The following is a 13,903-nucleotide window of genomic DNA, read 5'->3' on the forward strand; positions in this document are numbered from 1 at the left end:
GGCGGGCGGTGCTCATTCTGCGCCTCGGTCCCGGTTGACGATGGCGGCTTCACTGCCGAGGTAGGCAAGGCCGAGCGCCGCATGCTCGGCGAGCACCCTTGCGGTCTTACGAGTGAGCGGCAGTTGCGTGGTCTCTCCGCCGGCCTCGATCACGGCGCTGGTCGCCACCGACATGGTGACCGTGCCGCCAGCCGCGAGGTGGCTGATCAACTCCTGGTGGATGCGCTGGCTGGTCTGTTGCGTGGGCCCCGGGTTGCGGTAGTTGCCCGTGCGTCTGCGCAGGTCATCGGACTCGCCGATGTACACCCGTGGCTGACCGGTCAGCCGGGAGAACGTCAGCCGGTAGATCCCGGGAGACCGGGTCAGCGGCGGGAACACCAGCTTGCCTTGATCGTTGGTCACCGGGCCGGCCCTGTGCCACGTCAGGCGCACCCGCACATCGACATCCGGATCATTCGGTTCGGCAGTCGATTCGTTCGGCGGGGAGCTGGATACGTGTTCACGGTCGTTCGGCGGGGAGCTGGATACGTGTTCACGGGTGCGGCTCGTGCGGCTGCCGCCGACCTTGCCGCGTGCGTAGCGCACCCGCTCGCGCGCGAAGTCCACCTGGTCGACGTGCCAGTCGGCCTCACGCCACGCGACCGCCTGCGTCAGGCTGCTGTTCGCCCACCACTGACGAGCGTGATACGCCGACGGCGGCAGCCCACCGACAAGAGCTGAGACCTCAGCGAACTCCATCACGACGCGCTGGCGTCCGTTGCTTGCCAAGGACGCGAGGTGCTCCGTCAGGGGCTGGTACTTGCCAGCCATCACGTATCCGCCACCTTGTGTTCTGATCGCACGGTTTACCTGTGCAGCCTATTGTCGTCCCGATCACCGACAAAGAGTCCACATAGCGGAAACGGCGCGCTGCGCGATGGTGTGAGCCGCCACCCTTACGTTGCTTCGCCGACTCGTTGCCGGCGACGTCCTGAACCGAGCGTCCGACTAGGTGAACCTATGAAACATTCTGGCAAACACGTCCGATATGTGCACAAGGTGCTGGCACGCTGAGTGACAGAGGTCGGCTTCGGCGCACATGTACCCGACCCGGGTGATCACCTGACCGACTGCACGCAGGGGTGGTTCTCTTGGCCATGTTGCCAACGGTTCCGGTCTTGTTCAGGCAGTTGGAGTTCGCAGCTGGCACGGAGGCGGGCGCACGGGAGGTGTTCCAGTCGTTGGTCACCGAACTGGTTGCCATTCGATATCCGACGGCGAACGAGGTTGCCGGGCCTGGAGGTGGGGACTGGGGCATCGACACTTTCGTCGGCCGGCTGGATGAGTCTGTTGCTGTGTGGCAGTCGAAGTTCTTCCTGCGTTGGACTGGCGAGGACCAGCGGAAACAGGTTCGGGACTCATTCAGGCAGGTGCGAGAGAAGGCATACGCGGAAGGCTTTCGCGTTGACGCTTGGACGTTGTGCGTGCCGTGCGTGCTAAGCCCTGAAGAGCAGCGATGGTTCGATGGCTGGGCCGCACGGCAGCGCCGAGAAAGCGGCGCGGCTCTGACGTTGTGGAACGGCGTTGAGCTGCGGCGGCAGCTCATGCAGCCGGACGCTCAGGACGTCTATCGAGTCTTCTTTCTTACTGACGGTGCACAGCTCGCGGCGCAGCCAGTTCGGATGATCGACGATGTCAGCTGTTTGGGTGACGCCCTGTTCGTCCGTCAACTTGAGGAAGCTGGTCAAGTTGAGACGGACGCTGCTCGCGGGCTGTTTTTCGCGGCGGAGGCGCTGGCGCGGGACCTGGCCACGGGCGGTAATCGAGCAGGAACCGCAGCATTTGCGGAGCTGCACTTGGATGTGCAGTCCCTATGGGAGACGCAGTTCAACGCTCGCGTGTCTGGAGCATCTGCAGACGGAAGGATGACCGGGTTCATCGAAGATGTACTGCGCGGCGCGGCGCGCTGTCCTGGTCCCGACGGCCTCCGGTTGCGGCCTGCGCATCGCACGGGGATTGCTCATCGTTTGGTGGAAGATGCACGCGCTGGATGGGTTCGCCATTGGCGTGACATCGTCGTTACGCACAAGGGAAGGTCGGCACGAGAGGTCGTCGCGGAGCACCTTCCGACCGGTGAGGGCGAGGCAGCGTCGTGACGACATCAGAGGGCACCGGAACTCTGTACGGAGGCACGCCCAGGCTGTCATCTGCCATACCCGACAGTCCTGAGGATCGACAGGTGTTTCGATTAGCCCAGCTGACGTTGCTACTCGATATCGCTGTTGGAGAGGGCGTGCCAGTGCGCACAGTGGATCGCCTTGGCTTCTACGATTTCTTCTCGGCGAATCCCTTCGTTGTTACATCCGGCGAGGGGGAGCGTGACGCTGCGGACAGACTTAGCCTGCGCCTAGCGGGCTTCAGCGATCGCCAGTTGTCTTACGTTTCCACAGGGCAGAGGTTTGCGAGCAGGCGACGGCGACTGCAGCACGACCTGGCCCTTCTGGTCGCATATGGGTTGGTCGCGGTCGACAACCGCGGATATCGACTCACTCCCTCAGGTCGCGAGTTAGCCGCCGCATTGACTTCTGTCTACGCGGACGCGTATCGCGATGCTGCGCGCGTGGTCCTGCGGCGATTGAAACGGTTATCGGACAGCAAGCTGACCGAGTGTGCACAGGAGTGGCTGGGACGGTCGTGGCTGCTCATCGATGTGCTGGACGATGTGGCTGAAACGACACCAGAGCTTGCCAGTGGTAGAGGACGAGGAAGACAACGTGGCAGGCACTGACACAACACGCGGCATTCGACTGGTTGAGCTCAGGCTCGGCGGGCTTGCCGCGAGATCCCGGTCGTACCGCGTTGACTTCCGGATGCCCGACCGAGGGCCATGGCGGCCGTTGTCGGTGATCGCAGGTCCGAGCCAGACAGGAAAGACGTCCGTCATCGACTTCATCCGCTACTGCATGGGTGGAAGCGAGCATCCCCAACACCCCGAGGTGCTCGCCTCAGTCCGTGCAGCTCTGCTGGAAGCCGTGCTCTCCGGAGAATCAGCGACAATCGAACGCGCGGCCACCGGTCCCGCATCGAAATTCGCATCCCTCTGGGAGGCAGCGCTGGACGAGCTTCAAGGAGCGACCGAGCTGCGTCTGCCCGTCGAGCCAACATCCGAGCCGAGTGGGCTGTCTCAACGCCTTCTCGCCGCCTGCGGTTTGGACAACATTGAGCTGCCCGAGGCGCCGACACAAACAGAGTCCTCCACGCAGATGCTCAGCATCCGCGACCTCTTTCGCGTGATGTGGTTGCCGAACGAGCGCCTGGACAACAAGAACCTCGTTTTCGAGCATTCGAGCTTCATGGTCGGCCAGAAGCTCCGGCAGACCATCGATGTGATGTTCGATGTCCACGATGCCGACGGCAGTGATATCGCGGCGCGGCTGAAGCGCGCCAGCGACGCCGCGCGCGAAGCGGCCCGAACTGCGAAAGCGCTGCGCGCAGTCGTCGAGGCCGAGCACGCACTCGGCCCGCTTGTACTGGAGACCGATCGAGACCGAGCCAGGTCTGAAGCTGTGGCTTTGCGCGATGAACTTGCTCGTCTCGACGCCGACCGGGCATCCAGAGACGTTGGCGTCGGCGGTCTACGGCAGGCGTTGGTTGCTGCTCAGGAGGAAGCCCGCGCGGCAGCGGTGCGGGTCCGAAACCGCGAAAGTTTGGTTGAGAGATTGGCTGCGTTGCGCGGCCAATACGCGGACGACAAGAAAAAGCTCACGTTCCTCAAGGAGGCAGAGCGCCTCTTTGATCCCCTCCATGTCACGGTTTGCCCCGCATGTCTGTCTACGTTGGATACCAGCCCGGCCGTGCTGAATGGCGAGTGCACTCTGTGCGGCCATCGCTTATTAGAGGAATCTGGCGTTGCCGTCACAGGGCTGCTGGCGGACCCGGACGGATCGGCTAGCAGCAAGGACCCCCGCAAGGACAAGGGATCCAACTCTGCTGCAGGTACCGGGATCCTCGAAGCGGAACTGAGGGCTACTGCGCGACGACTAGACGAGCTCAATGACTATTGGGTCCGCCTAGATGATGACCTTGGCGTCCTTCGCGCGGCTCAAGCGGAAGCAAATCTTGCTGTGGAGAACACGGCTGCCGCACTCAACCGCGTTGTAACGGTACCGGCGCCCTACCTTGCCGCCCGAGATGAAATCGCGAGAAGACGAGCGGATGCCCGTCTTCGTGAGCAACAGGCGGAAGCTGGATTACGACTGTGGGATCGAGTTCGCGAAGCAGAAGAAGTCGCCGAACGCCTGGCCGGACAAGCCGCACGGTTGCGTGCCGAGCGTCGGGAAGCTGCCACGCGACCGGACCGCGCTGCGGTCGTACGGCTACTGTCGGATCGCTTCGGGGACGTCCTGTCCGACATTGGCTACCCAAAACTCAGCGCTCCTTCCCTGAACGAGCGGCTTGTGCCGTCTGTTCGTGGGCTGACGTACACGGCGGCTAGCAGCGGCGGCCTGGTTTTGATCAGTTTGGCCTGGTACCTAGCCCTGTGGGAGATTGCGCATGAGCAAGGTGCTCGCGCTCCAGGGCTACTCATGATCGACAGCCCGCAAAAGAACCTCGGACACGCTGCGCAGGCTGACGACCCCGACTTTGCTGATGTACGCCTGGTTGAGAACTTCTACCGACACGCCAAGAACTGGCTTGCGGGTCCAGGGCAAGGTGCGCAGTTGGTAGTCGTAGACAACAGTCCTCCTGACTCGGTCGCGGCCGACGTTGTGGTGCGTTACACCCGCGACCCTGCCACGCCACCATACGGCCTTATTGAGGACGCAATCGACTGACAAAAGAACCGTGCGCAGCTGTGCCAAGCGCTCGATCAGGCACTTTGCTTGGCTCGGTCGGCAAGCGCCCTGACCCGGCAGGTTCGTTGCCCGACGGCCACCGCGGAGCGGGCGGTGTCAATCCGATCGACCCACGGAAACTGCAGTTGCAGCCTGAACTTCCAGGTCATTGAGGACGCGCTTCGCGGTATCCCCACGACCCCAATAGCGGTGGTCAACCATATGCGGGGTGTTGGGACTTGCCCGGCACGGAGGCAGTGCAGATCGGCGGTCGATCACATCGCTGGCCCACGACACCTGGTCATGTTCGTGCTGGCCGCCACTCCGGCGCTCCGGCATCACATCGATGCCGAGAAGTCGCAGGTCAAGGGCTCACTCGGCAACATCGGCAGCCAGTTGCCGAGTGCCGACCGGCTTGATCCTGATCTCTGGACCTTGGGCCATTAGGGTGTTCGGGTTGTGCCACGTTAGGTCGACCAATCGGGAATCGAACCCGCGAGCGGTCACGCTCGGCCGCGCGATGGTCAGCGACGACGTTCAACAGTGGACCGGACGATCGCGTCGCCGGGTAGATTCGACCGGTTCAAGGAGCCCAATGCTTCTGCTCGGCGCATTTATGCTACAGATTTTGCTACAGAAGCCAAGGAAACGGCCCCGGAAAGGATCTCTCCGGGGCCGTTTTGCCTGGTTAAACGTGGTAGCGGGGACAGGATTCGAACCTGCGACCTCTGGGTTATGAGCCCAGCGAGCTACCGAGCTGCTCCACCCCGCGTTGTGTTGTATCTACAACTCTACACCCCGGCCTGAACCGGGTCGCACCCGGGGGTCGGATCTTCTCACCGCCCCCGGGTGCGATCGTCTCAGCCGGAGTCCTTGGCGTTGTTGTACTTGTCGCGCGCCGCCTCAAGCTCCTGCAAGGCCTCCGCCTCGGCCTGATAGTCACCCTCACGACGGGCCTGGAACAGCTTTTCAGCGGCCGCCTGCATCTCGTCCGCGGCCTCCCGCATCTGCGCGTTGGCGTCGCCACTCGGCTCAGCGGGTTCCTCGGGCTGCTGCTCGGGTTCCTGCTGGTCGGGCTGACCATCACTCTCGTCGATGCTCGGGTCACCCTCGACCTGCTCCGCCGCGGACTCGCCAGCGCCCTCACCAAGCACCTGCTCCAGCGCGCCCTTGAGCGTCGAGTCGTAACCGACCTTACCGCCGTGGTACACGAGCACTCGGTTGAGCTGCGGGAACGACGACTCCTGTCCGGTTCGCTCGATGTAGACCGGCTCGACGTAGATCAAGCCTTCCGCGACCGGCAGGGTCAGCAGGTTGCCGTAGATCACCCGGGTGTTCTGCTGGGTCAGGATGTTGATTTCCCTACTGACCTCGGACGACGACAGGAAGTCGTTCTGCACCAACTGCGGGCCCCGCGTCTGCGTCTCACCTGGCAGTCGCCGCACCGTGATCGTGCCGTAGTTCTCTGGGTCGGAGCTCGCCGAGACGAACGCCGACATGAACTGCCTGCGGAACGGCGTCAGCACACTGGTCAGCTGGAACTGCGGCTCAGCGGAGTCCGGGTTCCGCGGATCCGCGGCGAGGATGTAGTACGGCGGCTGGTTCGCGTCACCACCAGCGCCCTGCACCGTCGGGTCGGACGGCACGCTCCAGCGGTCCTCATTGGAGAAGAACGTGCCCGGGTCGGTGACGTGGTACTTCGCCAGCAGCTCACGCTGCACCTTGAACATGTCCTCTGGGTAGCGGAAGTGCTCCGCCAACTCATCGCTGATCTCCGACTTCGGCTTCACCGTGCCGGGGAAGATGCTCTTCCACGCCTTGAGCATCGGATCCTGCTCGTCGAACGTGTACAGGTCGACCGTGCCGTCATAGGCATCGACGGTCGCCTTCACCGAGTTCCTGATGTAGCTGATCTGCGTGTCCGCGATGCGAGGCAGACCCGACCGGGTGGTCTCGATCGCCTCACCGAGTTGCGTCTTCTGCGCGTACGGGAAATTCTTCGTCGTGGTGTAGCCGTCCACGATCCACTTGATCCGACCGTCGATCACGGCGGGATACGGGTCACCGTCGACCGTCAGCCACGGCGCCTTCTTCTCGACACGCTCCGTCGGGTTCCGGTTGTACATGATCTTGGAACCCTCACCGATGACATCCGAGAAGACGAAGTTCTCCTCGCCATGGTGCAGGCCGAAGGCGACTCGATTGAAGAGGTTGTCGACCGGCACACCACCTTCGCCCTGGTAGCGGTGGGTTTCGGTGGCCGTGTCGTACTCGCCGTTATATTCGCTGTTTCCACTCGAGGGGCTGCCTACGATCGCGTACTCGGTCACCAACTCGCCGTAGTACACCCTGGGCTGGTCGACCTCGATCTCGCCCTGCGTAGTCGTGTCGCTAACGGTGTAGCGCGGGTAACCACCCTGACCACCCGCTTGCTCCGCGGCTGCCTGCACGGTGTTCGCCGGCGCCGCGACGAAACCGTTGCCGTGGGTGAAGACGAGATGCTTCGAGATCCAGTTCTGCTGGTTCTCGGCGAGCGCGGCGGTATTGATCTCACGCAGCGCGACGATGTAGTCCTGCTTCTTACCGTCAACGGTGTACCGGTCGATGTCGAGCTGCTCGGGGAAGCCGTAGAAGTTCCTACGTTGCTGCTGTTGGGTGAAGGTGCGGTTCAGCACGGTGGGATCGAGCAGTCGCACGTTCGGCATGGTGGCTTTGTCGTTAGCGGCTTCCTCGGCGGTAACCTCGGCGGAGCCCTCGTAGTCGATGTACGTGACGTCTTTCTCGGTCAAGCCGTACGCGTACTTGGTCTCGGCCATATTGCGCTCGATGGACAGTGCTTCCTTCTGAATGGCGTTCGGAGCGACTGAGAACCGCTCAAGGAGCGCGGGCCACGCCGAGCCGACCAAGATGCCGGAAACGATCAGCAGCACGAGCGCGATCGCGGGGAGCAGCAGGTTGCGCAGCACGATAGCGGCGAAGAACGCGATCGCGCAGAACACCGCGATGCTCATCAAGATGAGCTTCGCGGGCATGACGGCGTTCAGATCGGTGTAGCTCGCGCCGGTGAACAGGTCATTGCGGCCGTCGAGCAACACGTTGTAGCGATCGAAGAAGTAGTCGACCGCCTTGACCAGGATGAAAACGCCCGCGGTCGCCGCGAGCTGCACCCGCGCGGCGGTGGTGAACTGACCTCCTCGGCCAGCTACCCGGATCCCACCGAACAGGTAGTGCGTTACCGCCGCTGCCACGAACGACAGGCCGAGAATGACGAAGCCCCAGCCGATAAGCCAGTTGTAGAACGGCAGGTCGAACACGTAGAACCCGGCGTCGTTACCGAACTCGGGATCAGCGCGGCCGAAATCCCCACCGTTGAGGAACAACTGCACGATACGCCAGTCAGCCTGCGCGGTAGCACCAGCGATCAAGCCGATGAGCGCCGGGATGCCGATGCCGAAAAGCCTGACGCGCGCGACGACCGTGGAACGGTATCGCGCGAGCGGGTCGTCCTCGCTGGCGACCGGCACGAACACCGGGCGGTTGCGGTAGGCGACCGCCAGGCTGCCGGCGACAGCACCAGCGACGACGATGCCGACGATGAAGAAGAGGGCGATCCGGGTCAGCACCATCGTGCTGTAGACGTTGCTGGCATCGACCTCGCGATACCACAACCAGTTGACGTAAGTACCGACCAACCTACTGCCTAGTAGTAACGCGAGCAGCGCGAGACCGCCGACGATCAGCAGGATTCGACTACGCCGTGTCAGCTTTGGCATGCCGACTGGAGGCCGAGTGGCCACTACACACGCTCCTGAGTTCGCAGTTTCGTTGGCCTAGCGGTGTGACGGCCTGCATACCGCAAACACCGCCCCTGTTCAACACAACTCTACGGATAGGGTCCGAAGTTCCCGATCTGGGCCGCGAGTTCGCCGCGGCGTAGTCCGTGCCTGCCGGAACCACACATGGAGCCATGGCGGTGTGAGGTCCCTTGCCTGGCACCATGAGGACATGGATGAACCCGATTCCGGTGCGACCGAGCCCGCCGCACACGACGGCACGAACACCGCCACGACGAACATCGCCGCCGTCGCCCGCGAGGTGGACGAGTTCGTCGCCACCGCGGGCTGGGACCAGCCACCGCAACTGTTCGCGCTGGTACCGACAGCGGATCTGCTCGCGAAGCAACCAGAACTCGCCGACCGGCTCGACGTCGAGTCGCCGTTGACGCCAGTCGCCCAGGAATCGCTACCGGAATCGGACCTCGGCGACGCACTGGCCAAGATCGCGTGGCCCGACACCGTCGCGGGCTGCGCGCTCGCACACGAGATCGTCGTGCTTCCCCCTGGAGCGGAGCCAGAACTGGAGGAAGCCGCTGGCGAGTCGGGCGATGTGGAACGCCTCCAGCGCGCGGCGGCCAACCACCCGGAGCGCACCGAGGCGCGACTCGTCGCCGCTGTCTCTCGAGACGGGGCGCGGGCCTGCGTGATGCGGCTTCGCGGCAAGGCCGAGAACGCCGCGAGCGAACCGGTGGATGAGGTCATCGAACACCCGGATCTAGCGCCGAACTTGCTCGACGCGCTCGCCACGACGCTGGAGCCCTAATCCGCCGTCAGCTCGCGGCGCAGGTGCGTGCCTTACCACCGTCCGCGATCGTCTCAAGCGCGCTAACAGCGTCGTCGAGGGTGTCCACTCGCACCAAGCGCATTCCGTCCGGCGCGGTGCGCACCGCCTCCGCGCAGTTGTCCTTGGGTACGAGGAAGGTGGTCGCGCCGTCTTCCTTGGCCGCGACCAGCTTGAACTGGATGCCACCGATCGGGCCGACCTTGCCGTTGTCGGCGATCTCCCCGGTGCCCGCGACGCGCTCGCCACCGGTGAGCTTTCCCGGAGTGAGCCGGTCTACGATCGCGACCGCGAACATCAAACCCGCCGAAGGGCCGCCGATATCGGCAAGCTCGATATCGATCTCGAAGTCGACCTTCGCCCTATCGGTGAGCAGCAAGCCCATGTAGCCCTGCTCGCGACCGTCTCCCGCGTCACCGAGGGTGACCTTCTTGTCACGCGTCAACGTGCCATCTCGCCGGTAGCTCACCGTGATGACATCACCCGGGCGAGTGTCATTGAGAACCTTATGCACGTCCTCGGTACTGCTGACCTTGGTGCCGTCCACGGCGACCAGCACGTCGCCTGACCGCAGCACGTCCGACGACGGACCATCCGAGACGACTTCTTGGGCGATGACCTTCGTGGGGTAGTCGAGGTAGCTCAACGCCGCGACCTCCGCGCTGCTCTGCGAGTTCTGGAACTGTCGCGCGTTCTGCTCTTCGACTTCCTGCTCCGTCTCGCCCGGCGGGAAGTACAGCTCCCGAGGGGCAAGCGCGTAGCGACCGCTGATCCACATACCAAGGCCCTTGATCAGCTGGACGTCATCTGACAACGACACCGTCGTCAACCGCAGTTCGCCACTGGTTTCGTACGACTTGGTGCCGTCGATCTTGATGACGGGCCCATCGGCCGTAACGCCAAGCGTGTCGTAGGTAGGGCCGGGCCCCAGCGCCACGTACGGCACCCGGACAAGCATGCCGACGGCGACGAACACCGCCGCCATGATGACGCTGAGCGTGATCGTCCAGCCTCGTCGAGTCAGGCCCATGGTGGTGTCGCGCTGGCCAGACTGCCATACGTCGGCGTCGGTCTGCGCTCGCTCGGGAACTGCCCCCGCGCGGGAATTGTCCGGTTCACTCACAGCTAAATGCCCTACTACGTCGGATGGATCGCTGTTCAGACGGCTAGACCTAGGTTACGGGCACCGTGTCATGGCGCTGGTGCCGCCTCACCCCGTCACCCAGTCGGTTCACCCGCGTACCGTAGAGGCATGAGCGACTTTCCGTTCGGATTCGGCCCGCCTGATCCTGACCGCCGCGGCGAGGGCGAGCCGAACGACAAGCAACAGGGCGGGGCGGACGCGTTCAATCAGCTCGGCCAGATGCTGACCCAGCTCGGCCAAATGCTCAGCCAGGCGGGAAGTTCGGCCGGCCCGGTGAACTACGACCTCGCCAAGCAGATCGCACTGCAGCAACTCGGTAACGAAGGCGGCAAGCGGATCGGCTTCGGCTCGCAGGACGAGTCCGGCGACACCGCCGTGCGGGATGCCGCACACCTCGCCGAGCTGTGGCTGGACACCGCGACCATCCTCCCCGCGGGCGCGACGACGTCCGTGGCGTGGACCGCCCGTGACTGGGTAGAGAAGACACTGCCGACCTGGCAACGCCTCTGTGACCCTGTCGCCACCCGAGTGTCGTCGGCATGGACCGACGCGCTGCCCGATGAGGCGAAGCAGGCGGCCGGCCCGTTGCTGTCGATGGTCGGACAGATGGGCGGCATGATGTTCGGCTCGCAGTTGGGCAACGCTCTGGCCCAGCTCGGCTCCGAAGTGCTCACCTCGACCGACATCGGGTTGCCCCTCGGCCCAGCCGCCACGTCAGCATTGCTGCCGGCCAATATCGAGAAGTTCACCGAGGGGCTTGAGCGGCCAAGCAGCGAGGTCCTGGTTTTCATCGCGGCGCGCGAGGCAGCACACCAGCGCCTGTTCGCCCACGTGCCGTGGCTGCGGCAGCGGCTGCTGGACACCGTGGAGGAGTTCGCTCACGGCATCTCCGTCGACACCAGTGCGATCGAGGACATCGCCACCAAGATCGATCCGTCCAACCCAGCCAGCATCGAAGAAGCCATGTCGTCGGGCCTGCTTGAACCGAGGCAGACCGAAGAGCAGCAAGCCGCGCTCACCCGGCTGGAGACACTGCTCGCGCTGGTCGAGGGCTGGGTCGACGTCGTCGTCGCCGATGCCGTCGGCGAGCGGCTTCCCGGCGCCGACGCGCTCCGCGAGACACTGCGCAGGCGGCGCGCGACCGGTGGGCCCGCCGAGCAGACGTTCGCCACGCTGGTGGGCCTCGAACTGCGTCCTCGCAGGCTTCGGGCCGCTTCCTCGCTGTGGAAACTCGTCGGCGATCGCCACGGTGTCGAGAAGCGCGATGAACTGTGGTCGCATCCGGACTTCGTGCCGACCGCGGCGGACCTGGACGATCCACTCGAGTTCGCCGAGCGCCTCGGTCATGCGGGCGAGATGGACGACATGGACCCGATCGCCGAGATCAAGCGCGCCGAGGAGCGTGAACGTACGGACGGCGCCAGCGAGGCGACGGACCCCGACAAGGCCGAGTCAGATGACGGCGACGATCAAGACAATCGCGGCAACGATGAGCGCAAATAGGTAGCTCCCCGGAGCTCTCCTGATCAGCCTTCGGGTTCGCCCGATTCGTCATCGACTCCCGTGATGCCAAGGCCAGCGGCGGCCGAGAGCCCTTCGAGGTAACCGATGGCGCGCTCGGTCTTCTCATAGCGGCGGCACAGGGCCCAGAAGTCCGCGTTGTGGCTGGGCACGAGTAAGTGAGTGAGTTCGTGCACCAGGACATAGTCGAGCACCCAGGACGGGACGTCCCGGAGCCGGTCACTGACCCGGATGGTCCGCTGTGTGGGGGTCGCCGAGGCCCACCGGGTGCGCATCGGCGGAACCCAGCGCACACTCACCGGGTTGGCCTTCCCATCCAGGTACCGCGCGGACAGGTCGGCGCAGCGTGCGAGCAACGCCTCGTCAGAGCGGCGCGCGGGCGACTTCTTCCTCACCTCGCTGCGATGGAGCCTGCGCTCCATTTCCGCCACCCACTTGCGCTCCTCCGCGGCACTCATTCGCGCGGGAAGCAGCACGACCATAGTGTCCCCATCGAGATACGCCGAGACGGTACGGGTGCGGCGCTTGCTACGCCGTACCTCGACACGCCTGGCTGGGGCCCGCTCGCCGAATTCGAGCATGGCCAGTTGATCGGTTGCGCGGTTCTTCCGTTGCGGCACGGACCCACCGTAGAGGCAGTGGCCGACAGAAGGGACCCCGCTAAGGGAACGTAACCACCAATGGCACCACCCGCGCACACGGTTGTCCACATCTCGTCCGAGATGCACCCAGCTGCTCTGGCACGAGCGATGCTGCCCGCATGACCGTCGACACCACCGCTACCACGACAACGGCGCAACCCAGGTCTCCCCGTTTGATCGCGGGCGTCAGCGCACTGCGACGCGGCAACACGGAAGTACAGATCGGCCTCGACCCGCGGCACGCGGTCGTGATTGGCAACCTACCGCCAGTCGTCGCGCGGCTCCTGCGATCCCTGGACGGCACGGCCACCGTGGCCGCCCTGACCAAACGCGCGGGAAGGCACGCACCCGTGCTACGTAGCGTGCTCGACGCGCTGACCAGGCGCGGTCTGCTCACTGACGCCAGAACCATCCCGGATCGGCCGAACGCCGCCAGGCACGAGGCCGCGCTGTGGGCGCTGCGCAGCGGAGTGGCACACGACGCCTTCGCCCAGCGCCTCGCCCAGGCATCGATCGTGGTCAGTGGCGCGGGCCCGATAACGGTGGCGATGGCACAACTCCTCGCGGCGTGCGGGGTGGGACACGTCGCAGCTGAGTCAGCGGGCAAGGTCACCCCGTCCGAGATCGGCATAAGCTACCGGTGGGACGACGTCGGAAGACGAAAGCGCGATGCCATCGCCACGGCCGTCAGCACCGCCAACCCCACGGCGGCCACCACTCCCGTGCCGATCGATCGTGGCCCTGACCTGCTCGTTCTCGCTGACACCATGGTGCAGCCACCGCACCGGGTCGATCAGCTGATGGGCGAGCGACAGCCACACCTGCCGGTGCGGTTCCGGGACGGGGTCGGTGTGGTCGGGCCGCTGGTTTTCCCGGGTAGAACGAGCTGCATGCGCTGTGCTGATCTGCATCGAACCGACCTTGACTCGGCATGGCCACGGTTAGCACATCAGTTGATCGGACGCACCGGTCGGGCTGATCCCGCGAGTACGCACGCCACTGCGGCTCTGGCGGTGGGGCAGATCATGCGCGCTGTGCAAGACGGCGGCACACACCCGCCGCTATGGAACGCGACACTTGAGCTGGACCTGGTGACCGGCGACGTGACACGACGCACATGGCTGCCGCACCCCCGCTGCACCTGCGGCGCGCCGCCAGCGTAGCCA

At 64.6% G+C, this 13,903-nt stretch carries 11 protein-coding genes and 1 tRNA gene; 7 read left to right on the top strand and 5 right to left on the bottom strand.

What is annotated here, in order from left to right; translation table 11 throughout:
- Nucleotides 1-12: 12 nt before the first annotated feature.
- Entirely contained in the window at nucleotides 13-810 is a 798-nt protein-coding gene (locus tag ACFQGD_RS27985) for a DUF7662 domain-containing protein (protein WP_345399750.1), read from the bottom strand.
- Nucleotides 811-1,220: 410 nt separating this feature from the next.
- Here ACFQGD_RS27985 and ACFQGD_RS27990 point away from each other — a divergent pair, with 410 nt between their 5' ends.
- From ACFQGD_RS27990 to ACFQGD_RS28005, 4 genes are all read left to right on the top strand, one after another.
- Complete coding sequence (locus tag ACFQGD_RS27990; protein WP_345399747.1) at nucleotides 1,221-2,135, top strand: hypothetical protein; 915 nt, start codon at nucleotides 1,221-1,223, stop codon at nucleotides 2,133-2,135.
- 152 nt (nucleotides 2,136-2,287) lie between these two features.
- Entirely contained in the window at nucleotides 2,288-2,767 is a 480-nt protein-coding gene (locus tag ACFQGD_RS27995) for an ABC-three component system middle component 2 (protein ID WP_390221155.1), read from the top strand.
- On the top strand, nucleotides 2,730-4,814 hold the full coding sequence (locus ACFQGD_RS28000) for an ATP-binding protein (protein ID WP_345399741.1): 2,085 nt from the start codon (nucleotides 2,730-2,732) through the stop codon (nucleotides 4,812-4,814). The genes ACFQGD_RS27995 and ACFQGD_RS28000 overlap by 38 nt, the downstream gene beginning before the upstream one ends.
- A 303-nt stretch (nucleotides 4,815-5,117) precedes the next feature.
- Nucleotides 5,118-5,261 (top strand): hypothetical protein, encoded by a 144-nt coding sequence (locus tag ACFQGD_RS28005; RefSeq protein ID WP_345399738.1) that lies wholly within the window; start codon nucleotides 5,118-5,120, stop codon nucleotides 5,259-5,261.
- A 248-nt stretch (nucleotides 5,262-5,509) separates the two neighbouring features.
- Here ACFQGD_RS28005 and ACFQGD_RS28010 read toward each other — a convergent pair.
- Nucleotides 5,510-5,586: transfer RNA gene (locus ACFQGD_RS28010), tRNA-Met, on the bottom strand.
- A gap of 88 nt (nucleotides 5,587-5,674) precedes the next feature.
- Nucleotides 5,675-8,611 (bottom strand): UPF0182 family protein, encoded by a 2,937-nt coding sequence (locus ACFQGD_RS28015; RefSeq protein ID WP_345399735.1) that lies wholly within the window; start codon nucleotides 8,609-8,611, stop codon nucleotides 5,675-5,677.
- 208 nt (nucleotides 8,612-8,819) lie between these two features.
- Between ACFQGD_RS28015 and ACFQGD_RS28020 the strand changes: the two genes are divergently transcribed.
- Nucleotides 8,820-9,413: a PPA1309 family protein gene (locus ACFQGD_RS28020; RefSeq protein ID WP_345399732.1), complete on the top strand. Its 594-nt coding sequence runs from the start codon at nucleotides 8,820-8,822 to the stop codon at nucleotides 9,411-9,413.
- A 7-nt stretch (nucleotides 9,414-9,420) separates the two neighbouring features.
- On the opposite strand, the gene ACFQGD_RS28025 is transcribed toward ACFQGD_RS28020, so the two are convergent.
- On the bottom strand, nucleotides 9,421-10,554 hold the full coding sequence (locus ACFQGD_RS28025; RefSeq protein ID WP_345399729.1) for a YlbL family protein: 1,134 nt from the start codon (nucleotides 10,552-10,554) through the stop codon (nucleotides 9,421-9,423).
- Nucleotides 10,555-10,683: 129 nt separating this feature from the next.
- Between ACFQGD_RS28025 and ACFQGD_RS28030 the strand changes: the two genes are divergently transcribed.
- Nucleotides 10,684-12,078: a zinc-dependent metalloprotease gene (locus ACFQGD_RS28030; protein ID WP_345399726.1), complete on the top strand. Its 1,395-nt coding sequence runs from the start codon at nucleotides 10,684-10,686 to the stop codon at nucleotides 12,076-12,078.
- 23 nt (nucleotides 12,079-12,101) lie between these two features.
- Here ACFQGD_RS28030 and ACFQGD_RS28035 read toward each other — a convergent pair whose 3' ends face one another.
- Nucleotides 12,102-12,677, bottom strand: a complete 576-nt coding sequence (locus ACFQGD_RS28035) for a M48 metallopeptidase family protein (protein ID WP_345399759.1) — start codon at nucleotides 12,675-12,677, stop codon at nucleotides 12,102-12,104.
- Nucleotides 12,678-12,856: 179 nt separating this feature from the next.
- Here ACFQGD_RS28035 and ACFQGD_RS28040 point away from each other — a divergent pair, with 179 nt between their 5' ends.
- Complete coding sequence (locus tag ACFQGD_RS28040; RefSeq protein WP_345399723.1) at nucleotides 12,857-13,900, top strand: TOMM precursor leader peptide-binding protein; 1,044 nt, start codon at nucleotides 12,857-12,859, stop codon at nucleotides 13,898-13,900.
- Nucleotides 13,901-13,903 lie beyond the last annotated feature (3 nt).

This window comes from Haloechinothrix salitolerans, from assembly GCF_042662605.1.
In the GTDB taxonomy this organism is placed as follows: Bacteria; Actinomycetota; Actinomycetes; order Mycobacteriales; family Pseudonocardiaceae; genus Haloechinothrix_A; species Haloechinothrix_A salitolerans.